The 18740-nt window shown below is 63.7% G+C and carries 17 protein-coding genes; 7 read left to right on the top strand and 10 right to left on the bottom strand.

The features are described from left to right. Positions 1-84: 84 nt before the first annotated feature. Positions 85-2364 (top strand): NADP-dependent malic enzyme, encoded by a 2280-nt coding sequence (locus EOC93_RS05150; protein WP_127204047.1) that lies wholly within the window; start codon positions 85-87, stop codon positions 2362-2364. Between the two features lie 85 nt (positions 2365-2449). Here the strand turns inward: EOC93_RS05150 and EOC93_RS05145 are convergent, their stop codons facing one another. Further along, positions 2450-3118 (bottom strand): hypothetical protein, encoded by a 669-nt coding sequence (locus tag EOC93_RS05145; protein WP_127204046.1) that lies wholly within the window; start codon positions 3116-3118, stop codon positions 2450-2452. A 306-nt stretch (positions 3119-3424) separates the two neighbouring features. Further along, entirely contained in the window at positions 3425-4417 is a 993-nt protein-coding gene (locus EOC93_RS05140; protein WP_127204045.1) for an adenosine kinase, read from the bottom strand. A 181-nt stretch (positions 4418-4598) separates the two neighbouring features. Between EOC93_RS05140 and EOC93_RS05135 the strand changes: the two genes are divergently transcribed. Both EOC93_RS05135 and EOC93_RS05130 read left to right on the top strand, forming a co-directional pair. Then, positions 4599-5501, top strand: coding sequence for an EamA family transporter (locus EOC93_RS05135; RefSeq protein ID WP_127204044.1), 903 nt, complete (start codon positions 4599-4601; stop codon positions 5499-5501). Between the two features lie 105 nt (positions 5502-5606). After that, the gene (locus EOC93_RS05130; RefSeq protein WP_127204043.1) at positions 5607-6302 is read left to right on the top strand and encodes a sulfate transporter family protein; all 696 of its coding nucleotides are present in this window, start codon (positions 5607-5609) and stop codon (positions 6300-6302) included. A 147-nt stretch (positions 6303-6449) separates the two neighbouring features. Here EOC93_RS05130 and EOC93_RS05125 read toward each other — a convergent pair whose 3' ends face one another. From EOC93_RS05125 to EOC93_RS05100, 6 genes are all read right to left on the bottom strand, one after another. Further along, entirely contained in the window at positions 6450-7445 is a 996-nt protein-coding gene (locus tag EOC93_RS05125; RefSeq protein WP_127204042.1) for a proline racemase family protein, read from the bottom strand. Then, positions 7442-8245, bottom strand: coding sequence for an oxaloacetate decarboxylase (locus tag EOC93_RS05120; RefSeq protein ID WP_127204041.1), 804 nt, complete (start codon positions 8243-8245; stop codon positions 7442-7444). Before EOC93_RS05120 ends, EOC93_RS05125 begins: the two co-directional genes overlap by 4 nt. A 79-nt stretch (positions 8246-8324) precedes the next feature. After that, positions 8325-9173, bottom strand: a complete 849-nt coding sequence (locus EOC93_RS05115) for a hypothetical protein (RefSeq protein WP_127204040.1) — start codon at positions 9171-9173, stop codon at positions 8325-8327. An 86-nt stretch (positions 9174-9259) separates the two neighbouring features. Further along, a complete protein-coding gene (locus EOC93_RS05110; protein ID WP_127204039.1) occupies positions 9260-9916 on the bottom strand; it encodes an HAD family phosphatase in 657 nt (218 codons plus the stop codon). A gap of 13 nt (positions 9917-9929) precedes the next feature. Next, entirely contained in the window at positions 9930-10415 is a 486-nt protein-coding gene (gene dut, locus EOC93_RS05105) for a dUTP diphosphatase (RefSeq protein ID WP_127204038.1), read from the bottom strand. A gap of 84 nt (positions 10416-10499) precedes the next feature. Further along, positions 10500-10970 carry an Lrp/AsnC family transcriptional regulator gene (locus EOC93_RS05100; RefSeq protein ID WP_127204037.1) on the bottom strand — a complete coding sequence of 157 codons (471 nt, stop codon included), beginning with the start codon at positions 10968-10970 and terminating at the stop codon, positions 10500-10502. Between the two features lie 116 nt (positions 10971-11086). Between EOC93_RS05100 and EOC93_RS05095 the strand changes: the two genes are divergently transcribed. Together EOC93_RS05095 and EOC93_RS05090 are read left to right on the top strand one after the other, a co-directional pair. Then, positions 11087-11302 carry a DUF6356 family protein gene (locus EOC93_RS05095; protein WP_127204036.1) on the top strand — a complete coding sequence of 72 codons (216 nt, stop codon included), beginning with the start codon at positions 11087-11089 and terminating at the stop codon, positions 11300-11302. A 219-nt stretch (positions 11303-11521) separates the two neighbouring features. Then, on the top strand, positions 11522-12895 hold the full coding sequence (locus tag EOC93_RS05090; protein WP_127204035.1) for an amidase: 1374 nt from the start codon (positions 11522-11524) through the stop codon (positions 12893-12895). On the opposite strand, the gene EOC93_RS05085 is transcribed toward EOC93_RS05090, so the two are convergent. Next, the gene (locus tag EOC93_RS05085) at positions 12889-13965 is read right to left on the bottom strand and encodes an FAD-binding oxidoreductase (protein ID WP_127204034.1); all 1077 of its coding nucleotides are present in this window, start codon (positions 13963-13965) and stop codon (positions 12889-12891) included. The genes EOC93_RS05090 and EOC93_RS05085 overlap by 7 nt on opposite strands. A gap of 143 nt (positions 13966-14108) precedes the next feature. Here EOC93_RS05085 and EOC93_RS05080 point away from each other — a divergent pair, with 143 nt between their 5' ends. Continuing rightward, the gene (locus tag EOC93_RS05080) at positions 14109-15701 is read left to right on the top strand and encodes a peptide chain release factor 3 (protein ID WP_164547048.1); all 1593 of its coding nucleotides are present in this window, start codon (positions 14109-14111) and stop codon (positions 15699-15701) included. A gap of 163 nt (positions 15702-15864) precedes the next feature. On the opposite strand, the gene EOC93_RS05075 is transcribed toward EOC93_RS05080, so the two are convergent. Beyond that, the gene (locus tag EOC93_RS05075) at positions 15865-16338 is read right to left on the bottom strand and encodes a VOC family protein (protein ID WP_126103849.1); all 474 of its coding nucleotides are present in this window, start codon (positions 16336-16338) and stop codon (positions 15865-15867) included. 254 nt (positions 16339-16592) lie between these two features. On the opposite strand from EOC93_RS05075, the gene ilvD reads away from it, so the two are divergent. After that, the gene (ilvD, locus tag EOC93_RS05070) at positions 16593-18437 is read left to right on the top strand and encodes a dihydroxy-acid dehydratase (protein WP_126103848.1); all 1845 of its coding nucleotides are present in this window, start codon (positions 16593-16595) and stop codon (positions 18435-18437) included. Positions 18438-18740: the final 303 nt, after the last annotated feature.

The raw sequence follows: 18740 nt of genomic DNA, 5'->3' as shown, positions 1-18740 counted from the left end.
AGCCTTAATCCCGAACGTTCCACAAAAGAAAGCATTGCACCCGTCTCAACGAGGTGCCGCACGGGCGAGGAAATCGAAAGCATCATGGCCAGGAAAACCGAAAGCAACGGCCCTTCCGTCAGCGCGCAGGAGGCGCTGGAATTCCACGCCATGGGCCGCCCCGGCAAGCTGGAGATCGTCGCCACCAAGCCGATGGCCACCCAGCGCGACCTCAGCCTCGCCTATTCGCCGGGCGTCGCGGTTCCCGTCCTCGCCATCGCCGAGGACCCCAGCCGCGCCTTCGACTATACGGCGCGCGGCAACATGGTCGCCGTCATCTCAAACGGCACCGCCATTCTCGGCCTCGGCAACCTCGGCGCGCTGGCCTCGAAGCCGGTGATGGAAGGCAAGGCGGTTCTGTTCAAGCGCTTCGCCGATGTCGATTCCATCGATCTCGAAGTCGACACCGAGGATGCCGACGAGTTCATCAACTGCGTGCGTTTCCTTGGGCCCTCCTTCGGCGGCATCAACCTCGAGGACATCAAGGCGCCGGAATGCTTCATCATCGAGCAACGGCTGCGCGAATTGATGGACATACCGGTCTTCCACGACGACCAGCATGGCACCGCCATCATCTCGGCCGCCGGCCTGATCAATGCGCTCAAAATCACCGGCCGCGACATGCAGACCACGAAAATGGTCTGCAACGGGGCGGGTGCGGCCGGCATCGCCTGCATCGAGCTGATGAAGGCGATGGGCTTTACGCCTGAAAACATCATCCTGTGCGACACCAAGGGCGTCGTTTTCCAGGGCCGCACCGAAGGCATGAACCAGTGGAAGTCCGCGCATGCCATCAAGACCGACGCGCGCTCGCTGGCCGAGGCGCTGGACGGCGCCGATGTGTTCCTCGGCCTCTCCGCCAAGGGCGCGCTGACCACCAGGATGGTGCAGTCGATGGCCAAGAACCCGATCATCTTCGCCATGGCCAATCCCGATCCGGAGATCACGCCCGAGGAAGTAGCCGAGATCCGCACCGATGCCATCATGGCGACGGGGCGTTCGGACTATCCGAACCAGGTCAACAATGTGCTCGGCTTCCCCTACATCTTCCGCGGTGCGCTGGATGTACGCGCCACCACCATCAATGACGACATGAAGATCGCCGCGGCACGAGCGCTGGCCGAACTCGCGCGCCAGGACGTGCCCGACGACGTTGCCGCCGCCTATCAGGGCAACCGGCCGAAATTCGGCCCCAACTACATCATTCCGGTGCCGTTCGACCCGCGGCTGATCTCGGCCATTCCGATCGCCGTCGCCAAGGCCGCGATGGACTCAGGCGTCGCCCGCAAGCCGATCCTCGATCTCGACCGCTACGCGCAGGAGCTTTCAGCCCGCCGCGACCCGATCGCCTCGACCCTGCAGCGCATCTACGACCGCGTGCGCCGCCAGCCCAAGCGCATCGTCTTCGCCGAGGGCGAGGAGGAGCAGGTCATGCGCGCCGCCGTCTCCTATGTGAACCAGCGGCTCGGCACCGCCATCCTGCTCGGCCGCGACGACATCATCAAGGAGAATGCCAGGAACGCCGGCATCGAGATCGACAGGCAAGGCATCGAGATCATCAACGCCAGGCTGACGCGCCGCAACGGCGTCTACACCGACTATCTATACGAGCGCATGCAGCGCAAGGGCTTCCTGTTCCGCGATTGCCAGCGCCTGATCAACAACGACCGCAATCACTTCGCCGCCTGTATGGTGGCGCTGGGCGACGCCGACGGCATCGTCACCGGCGTCACCCGCAACTATTCGACCGCACTCGACGACATCCGCCGCGTCATCGACGCCAAGCCCGGCCACCGCGTCATCGGTGTTTCCATCGTGCTGGCGCGGGGCCGAACCGTGATCGTCGCCGACACCGCCGTGCACGACATGCCGAATGCCGAGCAGATCGCCGACATCGCCGAGGAAGCCGCCGGCTTTGCCCGCCGCATGGGTTATGAACCAAGGCTCGCCATGCTCGCCTATTCCACCTTCGGCCATCCGCAGGGCGAGCGCTCCGAACGCGTCCAGGAAGCGGTGCGCATCCTCGACAAGCGGCGCGTCGATTTCGAGTATGACGGCGAGATGGCCGCCGACGTGGCGCTCAATGCGCGCGCCATGGCGCAATACCCGTTCATCCGCCTTACGGGCCCAGCCAACGTGCTGATCATGCCGGCCTTCCACTCGGCCTCGATCTCGACCAAGATGCTGCAGGAACTCGGCGGCTCGACCGTCATCGGCCCGCTGCTGGTCGGCCTCAACAAGCCGGTGCAGATCGTCTCGCTCAACGCCAAGGATTCGGACATCGTGAATATGGCGGCGATTGCCGCCTACACGGCGGGGGCGTGAGGAGATCGGAGTCCCGCTCCGTCCACAGCAGGCGAAAAGCCCTCCCAGCATGCCGGGAGGGCCAGACAGTAAACAATAGGACGGCTCATCTCCAGCCGCGGCAGCTCTGATAGGCATGCCGCCAGTAGCGCCAGCCGGTCTTCTTCCATTTCCAGAATTCATAGCCGCAGGCGCCATGGTCGGACGCGACGATCGTCACGCCGCCCCAGAACCAGGAGCCGTGCTTGTGGTGGCCATGGTGATTACCGTGGTCCTTGCCGGGTTTGCATCCGAACACCTTGCAAGGCAGATCCTTGCGCTTATGCTTCAGGATCGGTGGCTTGGCTTTGCAGCCAATCACTGCGCAGTCGATTTTCGCATTTATCCTGGGGCGGATCTTATCGCCAAGGGACGGCAGTTTGCCTGTTGGCCTGAAGGTTTGGGTGCGACGGGCGAGGCGCGTTTGCGGCATCGCCGAGTTCTGCTTCACCGCCTGTGAAATGCTGTGTTTCATCTTGAACTTGTTTTCTTCGGCCTGGGCGCCGTTGGTGACGGCCATGGCCCCGATGATCGTGGCCAGCAGCAGGACGATGCCGGCGAGGCGACGTTCGATCCTGAACATCGATGTCAGGCGCGCCATGCCTTTGGCGGGCACGGCCGATCTTTCCTGACGCGCGCGAGCCATCGCGCCGGTGTAGAGCTTTTCGTGCTGCGTCGGCGTCAACGCGCCAGGATCGACGCCGCTGAAAGCGTCGACTGTTACGGGAGTAGACATCTTCCTGATCCTTCAGTTGGTTAGCGGCCTCGGCCGCGGAGCCGTCCCGACGGGTTCGCTCCATGGCGCGGTTTTTCGCTCCCGGTTGTTTCGAATGAATGCCGAAACTCGACTGAAGTGTTTCAATTGTTGCGGTTCGACTGTGCATTCCCTTCTCCCCTTGTGGGAGAAGGTGGCCGAGCGAAGCTCGGTCGGATGAGGGGTGTTCCAGCTTGACACCGACAGGACTCCGCCCAGCACCCCTCAACCGTCTTGGCGCTGCGCGCCAATCCACCTTCTCCCACAAGGGGAGAAGGAGAGGTGCCACTAAATCAACCCTGCCTGCTCAGCCTCGTGGCGCAAATTCTGCCGGGGCCTTGGGCCGATCTGCTGGATGACCAGTCCGGCTGCCAGCGAGCCGAGATTGCCGCACTCCTTCAGGCTGCGACCTTGCGTGTAGCCATAGAGGAACCCGGCGGCATAGAGGTCGCCGGCGCCGGTGGTGTCGACCAGTTCCCGGATCTTGGTTGCATCGACGGTGACGGTCTCGTCGCCGCGCACGATGACCGAGCCCATTTCCGAGCGGGTGACGGCAGCTATCTTGCAGTCCTTGCGGATTTGGGCCAACGCCTCGTCGAACGAGGCGGTCTGGTAGAGCGCCTTGATCTCATGGCTGTTGGCAAAGACGATGTCGACGGTGCCCGAGCGCATCAGGTCCAGAAACTCGTCGCGGTAGCGGTCGACGCAGAACGAATCCGACAGCGTCATCGACACTTGGCGGCTGGCGGCATGGGCGAGCTTCGCCGTCTGCCGGAACGCTTCCTTGGCGCGCGGCGGGTCCCACAGATAGCCCTCGAAATAGGTGACGGCGGCGCCCGACGCCTTGTCGGCTTCGACATCCTCCGGGCCCAGCTCAACGCAGGCGCCGAGATAGGTGTTCATCGAGCGCTCGCCGTCCGGCGTGACGAAGATCATCGAGCGCGCCGTCGGCGGCTCGCCGTTGAGCGGCTTGGTGTCGAAGGCGACGCCCTGGGCGTGCATGTCGTGCGCGTAGATTTCGCCGAGCACGTCGTTCGAGACCTTGCCGAAGAAGGCGGCGCGCCCGCCGAAGCTCGCGACGCCCGCTGCCGTGTTGCCGGCGCTGCCGCCCGAGGCTTCGATGGCCGGGCCCATCCGGCTGTAGAGCAGTTCGGCGCGCCTCGTGTCGATCAGGTTCATCGCGCCCTTGATGATGCCGTTCGTCTCCAGGAACGCCTCGTCGCACTGGGCGATGATGTCGACGATGGCATTACCGATACAAAGCACGTCATAGTCCGGCATCAATGATGTCTCCGCGAAAAACCACCGGCTTTCTGGCACGCCGGCCGGGGGCGGGTCTAGCGATTTGATGCGGCTTTGCCTAGCCAACAATCACGGTTGGATAAGGATCGAAGCATTTCTTCCGTGCCTTGCTTACAAAGATGACGTAGTCGATCAATGTCCCCCAAAGGTGCGAACCGCCATGCCCACAAATACCGACATGAAGACCGAGCTGGCGCTCCTCGTTGCGCTGGCAGTGCTGTGGGGCGCTTCCTACACCTTCATCAAGATCGGCGTCGAGACGATCCCGCCGGTAACGCTGATCGCCGCCCGAACCTTGATTGCGGGTGGAATTCTTCTTGCCCTCATCCGCTGGCGTGGCCTGGCCCTGCCGCGCGATGCCGCCAGCTGGCGTCGGTTCGCGTTCCAGGCATGCCTCAACAGCGTTGTGCCGTTCACGCTGATCGCCTCGGCCGAGCGCACTCTGGACGCCGGCCTGGCCACGATCCTGAATGCGACATCGCCGATCTTCACCTTCTTGCTGACCGCGCTCATCACGCGGCACGAACCGGTGACCATGCGCAAACTGTTCGGCGTCGGCGCCGGCATGTCAGGAATATGCCTCATCGTCGGCACCCAGGCGCTTGGCGGTCTCGGTCACCAATTGTGGGCGCAGCTTGCCGTCGTCGCCGCGACGGTCTGCTATGCCGGCGCGGCCATTTTCGGCCGCGGCTTCAAGGGCCTCGATCCGATGATTCCGGCCGCCGGTTCGATGCTCTGCGGCGCGGCGATACTCGTGCCCCTCAGCCTTGTGTTCGAGCGGCCCTGGACGCTAGCGCCGTCAGCGGCCTCGATCCTTGCTCTGCTTGGACTTTCGGTTTTTTCAACCGCGCTGGCCTTCTGTATCTATTTCCGCCTCATCCATACGCTGGGCTCCGTCGGCACCACCTCGCAAGCCTATCTGCGCGTGCCGATCGGCGTTGGTATTGGGGCCGTGTTCCTCGGCGAAAGCCTTGGCCCGGCGGCGTGGTGGGGCATGGCCTTCGTCGTCGCCGGCGTGGCGGCGATGACCATTCCCGCCCGCCAGGCGAGGCTTGCGCAGTAGGAAAGTTGCGCTTGTGACTTGTCGTGTCTCCGCCTATCTCGCAGATGTCCTGTTCGCCATGGGCCCGTTTGATATGGGCCTGTTCAGCATGGAATTGGAAACGCCGTGATCCCTAGCGCCGCCCGCGCCGCCGCCAGCCAGCTGTTCTCGCCCGAATTCCGCTCGGTGTTCGTGAAGACGCTCGGCCTGACCTTGTTGGCGCTCGCCGCGCTGTGGTTCGCCATCGAGGGCCTGTTCGAATGGCTGGCCTGGCCATGGATCGACGCATGGCTGCCTAGTCTGCCGTCCTGGGCCGGATGGCTGGGCGTCATCGTCGCCGGGATCGGTCTCGCGCTGGGTCTGGCGCTGCTCATCGCCCCGGTGACGGCGATCATCGCCGGCCTGTTCCTCGACGACGTCGCCGAGGTGGTCGAGCGCAGCGATTATCCCGATGAACCGCCCGGCCGCGCCATGCCGGCACTGCGCTCGCTGGTTCTGGCGCTAAAATTCTTCGGCGTCGTCATCCTCGGCAACATCGCGGCCCTGCTGCTTCTGCTGGTCCCGGGCATCAACATCGCCGCTTTCTTCATCGTCAACGGCTATCTGCTCGGGCGCGAGTTCTTCGAATTCGCCGCCATGCGCTTTCGCCCGGAGGCCGAGGCACGGGCGTTGCGAAAAAAACATGCCGGCACGGTGTTTCTCGCCGGGCTGCTCATTGCTGCTTTTCTTGCCGTGCCGCTGCTCAACCTTCTGACGCCGCTGTTTGCCGCCGCCATGATGGTGCATTTGCACAAGGCGGTCTCAGCGCGGGAAGCGGCTTAGGGTGCGCTGATATTCAGGTGATGCCGGCTTGCGAATGGCGGTTTCCTGCGCTTCCGGTACTCACGTACCCAAAAGTACGCTGCGTTCCGGTTCTCGGAGCCCACCATTCTCAGCGCGGCCTGACCTGAATCTCAGCACACCCCGGCGCTAGCGTAAAAGAAAGCCGCGCCCCAACTCGTCGTCGGACTCGACGATGAATTCGGCCCGGCCGGAGTAGTAGGCGCGGCCGCCAACGCGGGCGACGATGGCGTCATGCGGCCCGGCTTTCGCGGTCCTCGCCACGCTGCCCGAAAAGCGCGAGCCTGCAATACTCTCGAACAGCCGCGTCTGGCCGGCGATTTCGCCCTTGGCATGCATTGCCGCCAGCCGCGCGGTGACGCCCGAGCCGGTTGGCGAACGGTCGACCTCGGCCTCGGCAAAGACGCAGATGTTTTTGGTCGGGGTATCGGAAAATACGTCCTGTCCGTCGGTCAGGATGGTGCCGTAGAGAAAGGCGAGGTCGGCATGGTCGGGGTGCGACAGCGGGAACTCGGCCTTCAGTTTCCCCGTTAGTGCTGTCGCCGCATCGACGAAATCGCGCACGCGGTTCTTGCCGAACTCCAGCCCGAACTGGCGGCAATCGGCGAGCGCATAGAAGGCGCCGCCATAGGCGATGTCGAAGCCGACCGTGCCAAAGCCCGGCAATTCGATCTCCTGGTCGCGGGCGAACAAAAAGGCCGGCACGCTTTCGAACGACACCGCACCGGCCTTGCCGTCTTGCACCTCGACCGAGGCAACGACCAGCCCGCACGGTGCTTCGATTTTAACCGTCGTCACCGGCTCCCGCCGCGCCACCAGCCCCTCGTCGACGGCATAACGACCGAGCGCGACGATGGCGTGGCCGCACATCGTCGAATAGCCTTCATTGTGCATGAACAGCACGGCGAGGTCGGCGCCGGGCAGGTCGGGTTCCACCAGCAGCGCGCCATACATGTCGTAATGGCCGCGCGGCTCGAACATCAGGATTTTCCGGAGATGATCAAGGTGATCGCGCACATAGGTGCGCTTTTCCAGGATCGTTCCTTTCGGAATCTGCGGATAACCGCCGGTGACGATCCGCAGCGGCTCGCCGCCGGTGTGCATGTCGACGACGGTGAGCGTCATGCGTTGGGTTCGGCAAACAACGCCTGCAGCTTGCCGAACGGCATAGCGGCGCGGGTGAAGCCGAAGGTGCCGTCCTGCTGGATCTCGCGCGCCGCCGTTTCCAGCATGCCGAAGGCGAAATTGGTCAGCCACGGCCCGAGCGAAATGCGCTTGACCCCCGCCAGGGCAAGATCGGCAATGGTGAAGCCGGGTCTCACCATGACGTTGACCGGCTTGGTCAGCGCCGAGCAGACGGTTTGCACCGTCTTGATGTCGCCAAGGCCCGGCGCGTAGAGCACGTCGGCGCCGGCTTTCTCGAAGGCCTGCAGCCGCCTGATCGTGTCGTCTATGTCGGGCTTGCCCCACAGAAAATTCTCGGCTCGTGCAGTGAAGACGAAATCGTGCTTCAGCGCCCGTGCCGCCTCCGCTGCAGCGGCGACGCGCTCGACTGCATGCGAAAAATCGTAGATCGGCTTGTCGGGTTCGCCGGTGTGATCCTCGATCGAGCAGCCGGCGAGGCCCGCGGCCTCGGCCGCGAAGACGGTTTCCGCGGCACTTGTCGCGCTGTCGCCCTTGCCCTTCTCGAGATCGGCCGAAACCGGCAGGCCGGTCGCCGCCGTCACCTCGCGGCAGTGGTGGATCATCGCCTCGAAGGTCACGGCGCCGTCGGGCAGGCCGCGCGAAAAGGCAAAGCCGGCGCTGGTCGTCGCCAGCGCCTTGAAACCGAAGGAGGCCAGCAGTTTCGTCGTGCCGATGTCCCACGGGTTGGGCATGACGAAGATCGAGCTATGCAGGTCGCGAAAGATTTTGCCCTTGTCCATCGATGCATTCCTTCATCTGCGGGGTGTGAGGCCGGATTCTATCGCGCCGATTTGCGGCGGGCAAACGAATGCGATTGGTTTAGAAGCGATTGGCGTTCTCTGCTGCCAATTTGTCGAGCGCGTCGGAATCCTTGACGTATGCGGCCCTGTCCCAATGGTAGGTGACGGAAATATCGCGCGAGGAAGCCTTGGGCGCCGGATCGTCGCAGCTTTCACCATTCGGCACCGTGGCATCGGTCACCGTGGCCTTGATGGTCGCATAGGGCTGGCCGTCCGCAACGGTCTGAAAGGCCAACTCCTGCGTGCGCCTATAGGCGCAGAGGTTCTCGTTGAACGTGTAGATCATGTCGATCAGTTCGAACCTGTCGTCGCGGACCAGGATCAGCGGCGTGCTCACATAGCCCTGGCTCGAATTGAAATGCGTGCTCAGGGTGATGATGGCGTCATCGCTGGACCCGATCGGCAGCTTGCCCGGCTCGCGGAAAGAGGTGCTCCGGTCGATGGCGACATTGACAATGTCGAGCAGTCTCGGCTTGCCGGCAAGATCGTAAAGCGCCAGCACTGCGAACCCCTCGGCGCTGTCCGACGAGCTGCCGAGGTCGAGCAGCAAGGCCAGCCGATCCTTGCCGCCGGCCTTGATGTCGAGCGCGGCGGCGTTGGAAAGGCCCGAGGTTTCGGGCGGCGAGCCACCGCTATCCCGACCCTCGATATGGCGCATCTTGACCGGCATGGAACCTCGGTAGAAGCCATCCTTGTCCCCCGCTAGATCGGGAATGACCATCCTGGCGAGGTCGAGATAGGTCGTGTCCTTGTGGCCGGGGACGGCGCTGCCGAGGTCCGGGAAGCTGACGCCTTGCGCACCGGCCGCAGTCCACAGACACGGCAGCAGCAAACAGGCAAGGATGAAGCGAAGCAGGATGGAATTCATGCGCTGGCGCCTCCCACTGTCGAGCATTCGCAATGCTAGCACGGACAATTGAGGCGTACAGCCGGATAAGAAGCCTGGATATCAGATCAGTGGATCGGCACCAGCCCGGCCAGTTCGCGCATGTCGTCGAACAGGATGCCGCCGGCCTCAGTCAGACCGTCGCGGTCGGAATGCGGGTCGGCGTGGTAGGAGTAAACGCGCATGCCGGCGGCAATCCCGGCTAATGTCCCGGCGACACTGTCCTCGATGACAATGCAGTCGGCGGGCGCGAAGCCCATCGTGCTTGCCGCATGCAGGAACAGGTCGGGGAACGGCTTGCCGCGCTCGACCATGGTCGAGCTGAACAGCGCATGCTCGAACAGCGGCAGCAGACCTGTCTGGCCGAGCGTGATGTGCATTTTCGACACCCGCGCTGATGAAGCGACGCACGTTGCGATGCCGGCCGCGTGTACGGTTTCGATGAACTCCCGGACATAGGGGACGGCTTCGACACCATGCGCGAACAGGTCCGGCAGGCCGGCGTTCCAGCGTTCGACGAAATCGGCGCCGAGGCTGATGCCGGTCGCCTCGACTTCCTTTTGCACCGAGACCATCGAGCGACCGGAGAAATTCTTGCGGCAATATTCGAAGCTTGCTGGATAACCGGCGATGCTGAGCCATTCGGCGAGGCGTCGATTGGCCAGGTTCTCGGTGTCGACCAGAACCCCGTCGCAATCGAAGATGACGAGTTTGGGCATTCTCATTTCACGATGCTCATCAGGCCGTGCCGGTCGATCCGAAGCCGCCGGAGCCGCGCGCCGTGCCGCCGGCCAATGTGCGCTCCTCGACCGTCGCCTGCATCACAGACGCAAAGACGATCTGGGCGATCCGCATGCCGCGCGTCACCGCGAAATCCTCGTCGCCGAGGTTGATCAGCAGCACCTTGACCTCGCCGCGATAGTCGCTGTCGATAGTGCCCGGTGTGTTGAGGCAGGTGAGCCCATGCTTGAAGGCGAGGCCCGAGCGCGGCCGGACCTGGCCTTCCACGCCTTCCGGAATCTCCAGGATCAGCCCGGTTGGCACCAGCGCGCGTTTTCCCGGCAGGATCAGCAGCGGCCGATCGTCCGGCACCGCGGCGCGCAGATCCATGCCGGCGGCGCCCGCGCTTTCATAGGCAGGAAGCGGCAGGCCTTCGCCATGCGGCAGCCTGACGAAGCCGACGGCCGGACCGATGACGGAGGAAGTGTAGAGGGCTGCGCGCATAAGGCTGATCCTATCGCTACCAAAGCCGATTCGGTCAACTCGGCGGCTATGCTATCAACGGCTTTCTTTCAGCGCAGTTCCGCCTCAGCGCAGTTCCATGGGAATGACCGTTGTCTCCTTGATCTCCTCCATGACGAAGGAGGCCGACACGTCCGACAACGCCACCTTCGCGATCAGCCGTTGATAGAGCCGGTCATAAGCCTTCACGTCGGCGACGCGGGCGCGCAACACATAATCGAGGTCGCCGGACATGCGGTAGACGCCGGTGATCTCGGGAAAACCGGTCACTGCGGCCCGGAATTTTTGCAGCCAGTCCGGATCGTGATTGGAGGTCCGGACCAGGATGAACACCGAGAGGCCAAGCCCAAGCTTGTCTGCATCGACCAGCGCCACCCGGCCGGTGATGACGCCGTCTTCTTCCAGCCGCTTGACCCGGCGCCAGCAGGCGTTGCGCGACAGCGACACCCTTTCCGACAATTGATCGACCGATAGCGTGCCGTCACGTTGCAGCTCGGCCAGCAATCTTCGGTCGATTTCATCGATTTCCAGCGGCATGTGGGATGTTTGTCCCAATAATGTGCCAAACACAAGGATGATTTGGGATCGATGAACCGGCGAGACATGGCAAAATGCTCAAGATCTGAACTTCACGCGCTGAGAAGGGGACCAGCATGACCGTACGGCTCGCAAGACTTTTCACTTCTCATCCGGCTTCGGTGGGCGAAACCTACTTCGGCCACATGGCTTTCGCCGCGTGGTTCTCGTCACGGTTGTTCATGGCGGCATTCGCCGCGCTCATTCACGCTTTCTTGCCGTTCTTGTTCGATTCCACGGCAAGCCGGATCATCCGCGAACTTTACGAGCGGACGCACAACAGGGGACGTTAGAGGCGAAGTGAGGGCCGGCGGCCTATCTAGACGAAGCGGTCTTCGTCGGCATCGGCATTCGCCCCTTCTCGGGTCGCGGTGAAGCTGGCGCTGGTCGGCTAACTCTGCGCAATCCCGATCAAGCGCCGCCGGGCCTGGAATGCTGAACTTGGCTTGAAGCCGCGCTGCAGTCTGCCATTTGGTGAGACGAGCGCTGCCAGCTAGCCGGGAGCATTGGTCATGGACCTCGTCTTTTCCTCTACCACCGAGCTGGCGGCCGCCATTCGCGACCGCAGGATTTCCGCAGTGGAGGTGCTGGACGCGCATCTGGCGCAGATCGACAGGCACAATGAGGCAGTCAACGCAGTCGTCACGCTCGACAGGGAAGGAGCGCGGCAACGCGCCGAGAAGGCCGACGAAGCCCAGGCGCGCGGCGACGCTCTTGGGCCGCTGCATGGCGTGCCGTTCACGCTGAAGGACACGCACGAAACATCGGGGATGAAGACCACAGTCGGCTTCCCGCCGTTTGCCGACTATGTCGCACGGGAGGATAGCCCGATCGTTGCCAGGCTGAAGGCGGCCGGCGGCGTGCTGGTCGGCAAGACCAATGTCGCCACGATGCTGGGCGACTGGCAGTCGAACAATCCGCTGTTCGGTCGCACCAATAATCCCTGGAATCTCTCGCGCACCGCCGGCGGTTCCAGCGGTGGCGCTGCCGCAGCGCTCTGCGCCGGGATGACGCCGTTCGAGCTCGGCACCGATATGCAGGATTCGATCCGCCTGCCTGCCGCCTTCTGCGGCGTCTACGGCCTCAAGCCGACAGAGCATCGCGTCTCCTTAGCCGGCGCCTTTCCCGATCCCGGTGGCGTACCGCGCGGCGTGCGACTGATGTCCTGCATCGGTCCGCTGGCCCGCAACGTCGAAGATCTGGCGCTGATCTTGGGGATCATTGCAGGGCCGGACGGCCGCGACGCCGACCTTGCGCCGGTACCTGTCGAGAGTATGCCGGAGCTTGACCTCAAGACCCTGCGCATCGTTTTCGCGCCGACCTTTCCGGGCTTTCCGGTGACCGGCGAAATCAGGGCCGCTGTCGAGAACCTGGCAAGGGAGCTTCAGTCTGCGGGCGCGTCTGTCGAGCAAGCAAGACTACCGAAGCTCGACTGGCACGACGACCTGGCTGAGGGCGGCGCGCTGATCGGCATGATGCTGGAGGCAACGCAGCCGGAGCCGCCAGAAGAACCGACGCCGGTCTCGCGTTGGTTCGAGGCGCTCGGCCGCCGCGATCGGTCAATCCTTGCCTGGGAACGGTTTTTCCAAGAATGGGATGTCTTGCTGTGCCCCGTTGCTATGACCACGGCCTTTCCGCATTGCGAGCCGGGAACACCGATCAAGGTCGATGACAAGGAGCAGAGCTACTGGATGCTGCCGGCCTATGGCGCGGTGTTCAACTATAGCGGCCACCCCGCACTTTCGCTGCCGTACACGCAGGACCGTGACGGCCTGCCCATTGGTCTGCAGCTGGTCGGCAGACGCTGGTCCGAATCGCGGCTGCTCGGCATCGCCAGGGCAATAGCGCCGCTGAGCGGCGGTTTTCGCCGTCCGCCCGGCTATTGAGCAAACCGCGTCAGCCCATAAGGCTCAAGCAGCGGATCGCGCGCGCCGTCGAGGATTTCCCGGGCGGCGAACAGGCCGACGGCAGGCGCCAGTGTGATACCGGAATGCATGGCCGCGACGTAGAGTCCGCTGATGCCTTGAGCCCGCCCGATGATCGGAAAGCCGTCGATCGGCGTCGGCCGGTATCCGACCGTGTGGAAATCCAGTTCCAGCCCGCCAGCGCCGCGCAGCATGCTCTTCATCGCCGCAAACAGGTCGCGAGCGGTGGCTTCGGCATCCATGCCCGGATCGGCGCCGCCGAAATCCGAGCCGGCGATGATGCGGCCTTCCGCCGTCTGGCGCATGTGCAGCCGGTCGCCGATCACCAGCCCGTTGAGCAGCTTTTCGTAGGGGCGTGAGTGGACGATCAGGCCGGGCGGCGTCTCGATCGGCAGTTTTAACCCGGTCGTCGCGGCGATTGCCGGAGAGCCGGCGCCCGCCGCGATCACCACCTCGTCGGCGGCAATCGGTCCGGTGGATGTATCGACGCCGGTAATCGTGCCATTGGTCTGTATCAGCGCAGTGACGGTCATGCCGGTCATCACCCGCGCGCCACGCAGCTCGGCGTTGGCCAGCAGCACCTGCGTGGCGGCGACCGGTTCGGCGACGCCTTCCCCGGGCACATGCAGGGCGAAATCGGGAAGCTCGGCAAGATTGGGCTCGATGCGTGCGGCTTCCGCGCGATCGACGCGCTCGATGCCGTAACCCCAGCCGGAGTGCTCGGCGGCATAGGCTTCCAACTCGGCTGGCGGCAGATCCCAGCACAGGCCTCCGCACCAGGCGAGCGGAATGCCGGGCAGGTCCTGCGCCAGCCGCGTCCATTCGGCCATCGACCGAATGCGCAGCCGGAAACACGGCTCTGGATTGCCCCAACTGGCATTGATCCAGGCAAAGGAATTCGGCGTGGCGACGCCGCCGACGCCGCTGTCGGCAACGACCGTCACCTTCGCGCCGGCCTTCGCCAGATGCCAGGCGATGGACGCGCCGATAATGCCGGCGCCGACAACGATGACTTGCTTGGCTGCGCTCATGGATGGTCCTTTGTCGAATCGGGTCTTCTGATGTCGTTGCGGCAACCCTATCTCAAGACCGGGTGAGAGCCATCCGCCCAAAAATATTCGACAGGCTACAAAAGCGCTGCTAAAAGCCCGCGCACCACATGGGATTCCACAAATTGGCTGAAGACATCACGAACGCGGTGGCGCGCCGCCGTACTTTCGCGATCATCGCGCATCCGGACGCCGGCAAGACGACGCTGACCGAAAAGCTGCTTTTATTCGGCGGCGCCATCCAGCTTGCCGGCGAGGTCAAGGCCAAGAAGGATCGCATCCAGACCCGGTCGGACTGGATGAAGATCGAGCGCGAGCGCGGCATTTCAGTCGTCACCTCTGTGATGACCTTCGAGTATGAGGACAACGTCTTCAACCTGCTCGACACGCCCGGCCACGAGGATTTCGCCGACGACACCTATCGCACGCTGTCGGCTGTCGACGCGGCGGTCATGGTCATCGACGCCGCCAAGGGCATCGAGCCGCGCACGCTAAAATTGTTCGAGGTGTGCCGGCTGCGCGACATCCCGATCATCACATTCGTCAACAAGATGGACCGCGAAAGCCGCGACCCGTTCGAGATACTCGACGAGATCGAGCAGAAGCTGGCGCTGGACACCGCACCGATCACCTGGCCGATCGGCCGCGGCAAGACCTTTTCCGGCACCTATCATCTGGCGCTGAACGCCGTGCGCAAGGGCGATGCCGAGAAGGAGCGCACGCCGGTCAACGGTCCCGATTCCAACCGCGTCGCCGGCCTGTTGCCGGAGAACGAGCGCGAAGCCTTCATCGAGGAGCTGGAGCTGGCGCGCGAAGCCTGCCGTCCGCTCGACGTCGACTCCTTCCGCGAGGGTCATCTGACGCCGGTCTATTTCGGCTCGGCGCTGCGTAATTACGGCGTGCGCGACCTGATCGAAGCGCTTGGCGCCTACGGGCCGCCGCCGCGCGCGCAGGAGGCCGACACGCGTAAGGTCGAGGCGACCGAGGACAAGATGACCTCGTTCGTCTTCAAGATCCAGGCCAACATGGACCCTAACCATCGCGACCGCATCGCCTTCGTCCGTGTCTGCTCGGGCAAGCTCGAGCGCGGCATGAAGGCCAAGCTGGTGCGCACAGGAAAACCGATGAGCCTGTCGGCGCCGCAATTCTTCTTCGCCCGCACCCGCGTCACTGCTGACGAGGCTTTTGCCGGCGACGTCGTCGGCATCCCCAATCACGGCACGCTGCGCATCGGCGATACGCTGACCGAGGGCGAGGAGATACTGTTCCGCGGTGTGCCGAATTTCGCGCCGGAAATCCTGCGCCGCGTCCGCCTCGGCGACGCGATGAAGGCCAAGAAGCTCAAGGAAGCGCTACACCAGATGGCCGAGGAAGGCGTCGTGCAACTGTTCTCGCCGGAGGACGGTTCACCGGCAATCGTCGGCGTCGTCGGTGCGCTGCAGCTCGACGTGCTGAAGGAGCGGCTGAACTTCGAATACACGCTGCCCGTCGATTTCGAGATGTCGCGCTTTTCCGTCTGCCGTTGGATATCGGCTGACGACAAGGCCGAGGTGCATCGCTTCATCGAGGCGCATCGCGGCGACATCGCCCGCGACCTCGACAACGACCCGGTGTTCCTGGCCCAGCACGCCTTTTCGCTCAACTACGAGGCCGAACGCTGGAAGGCGATCCGCTTCGCCGCGGTCAAGGATTACCAGGTCCGCGACAAGGCAGCCTGAGCTGCGCCGCTTTTCCTTCTCCCCTTGTGGGAGAAGGCGACGGATGAGGGGTATTCCAGGGAACGCTGACGCCTCACTCCGCTGGAACACCCCTCATCCGTCTCGGCGCTGCGCGCCGATCCACCTTCTCCCACAGGGGGAGAAGGCAAGGTCGCGCGTTCACTCACCCCCTGGCTGCCTCTTCGATCTTGGCGATGTCGATCTTGGTCATCTGCATCATCGCCTGCATCACCCGGTTGGCCTTGGCCTGGTCGGGATCAAGCAGCAGCCTGGGCAACTGCTCCGGCACGACCTGCCAGGACACGCCGAATTTGTCCTTCAGCCAGCTGCACTGGCTGGGCTCGCCACCGCCTTCGATGAGTCTGTCCCAGAAATAGTCGACCTCCTCCTGCGTCTTGCAGTCGATGGAGAGCGAGACTGCCTCGGTGAACTTGAATTGCGGCCCGCCGTTGAGCGCCTGGAACTGAACGCCGTCGAGCTCGAAATAGGTCACCAGAACCTTGCCCTCACTATCGCCGCTGCCCTCGGGCCAGCGCATCACGCTCAGCACCTTCGAATTCTTGAAGATGGACATGTAGTGGTTCATGGCCTCCTCGGCCTGGTCGTCGAACCACAGGCAGGGGGTGATCTTTTGCATTTGCTTGCTCCTCGGCTGTTGCAGTTGGCTATCACGGTGAAACGGCCTGGCTTGGCGTTGGTGTTATTTGCCCTGCCGTTTGCCAAGGACGCCCGGGCGGCGCGCAATCCGACAGTGTCATCAAATTTTCTTGGGAAAATCTGGCGCATTGCAAAATTGTGGCCAGACCAGGCTTCGGCGTCTATAACGCCTGCGGTCCGAATTCAGCGCCGCCGCGCTCCCATCGAGCGCAGCCAGCCAGCCAAGGAAAATTCATGCCTGCCTATCGCTCCCGCACCACAACCCATGGCCGCAACATGGCCGGCGCCCGTGGCCTTTGGCGCGCCACCGGCATGAAGGATTCCGATTTCGGCAAGCCGATCATCGCCGTGGTCAATTCTTTCACCCAGTTCGTGCCCGGCCATGTCCACCTCAAGGATCTTGGCCAGCTGGTCGCGCGCGAGATCGAGAAGGCTGGCGGCGTTGCGAAAGAGTTCAACACCATCGCCGTCGACGACGGCATCGCCATGGGTCACGACGGCATGCTCTATTCGCTGCCGTCACGCGAGCTGATCGCCGACTCGGTCGAGTACATGGTCAACGCACACTGCGCCGACGCCATGGTCTGCATCTCCAATTGCGACAAGATCACCCCCGGCATGCTGATGGCGTCGCTGCGTCTCAACATCCCGACGGTCTTTGTCTCCGGCGGGCCGATGGAGGCCGGCAAGGTGGTGCTTGCCGGCAAGACGCAGGCGCTGGATCTGGTCGATGCCATGGTCGCGGCCGCCGACGACAAGATCTCCGACGAGGACGTCAAGACCATCGAGCGCTCGGCCTGCCCGACCTGCGGCTCCTGCTCGGGCATGTTCACCGCCAATTCGATGAATTGCCTGACTGAGGCGCTGGGTCTTTCCCTGCCAGGCAACGGCTCGACGCTGGCGACCCATGCCGACCGCAAGCGCCTGTTCGTCGAGGCCGGCCATCTGATCGTCGATCTCGCCCAGCGCTATTACGAGCAGGACGACGACACCGCGCTGCCGCGCAACATCGCCTCGAAGGGCGCCTTCGAGAACGCGATGACGCTCGACATCGCTATGGGCGGCTCGACCAACACCGTGCTGCACATTCTCGCTGCAGCGCATGAGGGCGAGATCAACTTCGACCAGGACGACATCGACGCGCTGTCGCGCAAGGTGCCGGTGCTGTGCAAGGTTGCCCCCGCCAAGGCCGATGTGCACATGGAAGACGTCCACCGCGCCGGCGGCATCATGGCGATCCTCGGCCAGCTCGACAACGCCGGGCTGATCAATCGCGACCTGCCGACTGTACATACGCGAACGCTGGGTGAAGCGCTCGACCATTGGGACATCTCCCGCACCACCAGTCAAAGCGTCCGCGACTTCTTTCTGGCGGCTCCGGGCGGCGTGCCGACGCAAGTCGCCTTCAGTCAGGACCGCCGCTGGGACGAGCTCGATCTCGACCGGGAGAAGGGTGTCATCCGCTCGGCCGAGCACCCGTTTTCCAAGGACGGTGGCCTTGCCGTGCTCAAGGGCAACCTTGCGCTGGACGGCTGCATCGTGAAGACCGCCGGCGTCGATGAATCGATCCTGAAATTCACCGGCCCGGCCAGAGTGTTCGAAAGCCAGGACGCCAGCGTCAAAGCGATCCTGTCCAACGAGATCAAGGCCGGCGATGTCGTCGTCATCCGCTACGAGGGGCCGCGTGGCGGCCCTGGCATGCAGGAAATGCTCTACCCGACCAGCTATCTCAAGTCGAAGGGCCTCGGCAAAGCCTGCGCGCTGGTCACCGATGGCCGCTTCTCCGGCGGCACCTCCGGCCTGTCGATCGGCCATGCGTCCCCGGAGGCGGCGGAAGGCGGGCTGATCGGGCTGGTGCAGGAGGGCGATACGATCGAGATCGATATCCCGAACCGTACCATCCGGCTTGCTGTCGACGACGCGGAACTGGTCGCCCGCCGCGCGGCGATGGAGTCAAAGGGAGCTGCCGCCTGGAAGCCCGTGGAACAGCGCAAGCGCAAGGTGACGATGGCCTTGCGCGCCTATGCCGCGATGGCAACCAGTGCTGCAAAGGGTGCGGTAAGGTACGTGCCGGAGTAGCGCGGTTCTTCCCTTCTCCCCTTGTGAGGGCTTTGCACGGGGAGCGAAGTGGATTTCGGTGGTCAGTGAGGGCCTTTTTGAAGGCCGGCAGAGCGGTTTTCCGCGGCCCTTGCGGGGCCTTTGTCGGTTTAGGCAGCCATCCTGCCGGATTGTGGACGCACTCCTCCCTCATGTCCGCCTCTCATCGGGTGGATAGAGGACGCCAATCATGGTGCGCAGATTGTAAGCGCAGGCGGCCAGTATGCACTGCGTGCGGTTGGTGGCGAGGTTGAAGAAGCGCAGGCGTCGCATGCCGTAACGCTC

Source organism: Mesorhizobium sp. M6A.T.Ce.TU.002.03.1.1, from assembly GCF_003997275.1.
Classification (GTDB): Bacteria; Pseudomonadota; Alphaproteobacteria; order Rhizobiales; family Rhizobiaceae; genus Mesorhizobium; species Mesorhizobium mediterraneum.
Note: the sequence above shows the minus strand (reverse complement) of the source record. Positions and strands in the feature narration are given on the sequence as shown.

Excerpts from the sequence above, each read along its gene's own strand:
- EOC93_RS05150 (WP_127204047.1), top strand. The coding sequence starts at position 85 with ATGGCCAGGAAAACCGAAAGCAACGGCCCTTCCGTCAGCGCGCAGGAG.
- EOC93_RS05145 (WP_127204046.1), bottom strand. The coding sequence starts at position 3,118 with ATGTCTACTCCCGTAACAGTCGACGCTTTCAGCGGCGTCGATCCTGGC.
- EOC93_RS05140 (WP_127204045.1), bottom strand. The coding sequence starts at position 4,417 with ATGCCGGACTATGACGTGCTTTGTATCGGTAATGCCATCGTCGACATC.
- EOC93_RS05135 (WP_127204044.1), top strand. The coding sequence starts at position 4,599 with ATGCCCACAAATACCGACATGAAGACCGAGCTGGCGCTCCTCGTTGCG.
- EOC93_RS05125 (WP_127204042.1), bottom strand. The coding sequence starts at position 7,445 with ATGACGCTCACCGTCGTCGACATGCACACCGGCGGCGAGCCGCTGCGG.
- EOC93_RS05120 (WP_127204041.1), bottom strand. The coding sequence starts at position 8,245 with ATGGACAAGGGCAAAATCTTTCGCGACCTGCATAGCTCGATCTTCGTC.
- EOC93_RS05115 (WP_127204040.1), bottom strand. The coding sequence starts at position 9,173 with ATGAATTCCATCCTGCTTCGCTTCATCCTTGCCTGTTTGCTGCTGCCG.
- EOC93_RS05110 (WP_127204039.1), bottom strand. The coding sequence starts at position 9,916 with ATGAGAATGCCCAAACTCGTCATCTTCGATTGCGACGGGGTTCTGGTC.
- dut (WP_127204038.1), bottom strand. The coding sequence starts at position 10,415 with ATGCGCGCAGCCCTCTACACTTCCTCCGTCATCGGTCCGGCCGTCGGC.
- EOC93_RS05100 (WP_127204037.1), bottom strand. The coding sequence starts at position 10,970 with ATGCCGCTGGAAATCGATGAAATCGACCGAAGATTGCTGGCCGAGCTG.
- EOC93_RS05095 (WP_127204036.1), top strand. The coding sequence starts at position 11,087 with ATGACCGTACGGCTCGCAAGACTTTTCACTTCTCATCCGGCTTCGGTG.
- EOC93_RS05090 (WP_127204035.1), top strand. The coding sequence starts at position 11,522 with ATGGACCTCGTCTTTTCCTCTACCACCGAGCTGGCGGCCGCCATTCGC.
- EOC93_RS05085 (WP_127204034.1), bottom strand. The coding sequence starts at position 13,965 with ATGAGCGCAGCCAAGCAAGTCATCGTTGTCGGCGCCGGCATTATCGGC.
- EOC93_RS05075 (WP_126103849.1), bottom strand. The coding sequence starts at position 16,338 with ATGCAAAAGATCACCCCCTGCCTGTGGTTCGACGACCAGGCCGAGGAG.
- ilvD (WP_126103848.1), top strand. The coding sequence starts at position 16,593 with ATGCCTGCCTATCGCTCCCGCACCACAACCCATGGCCGCAACATGGCC.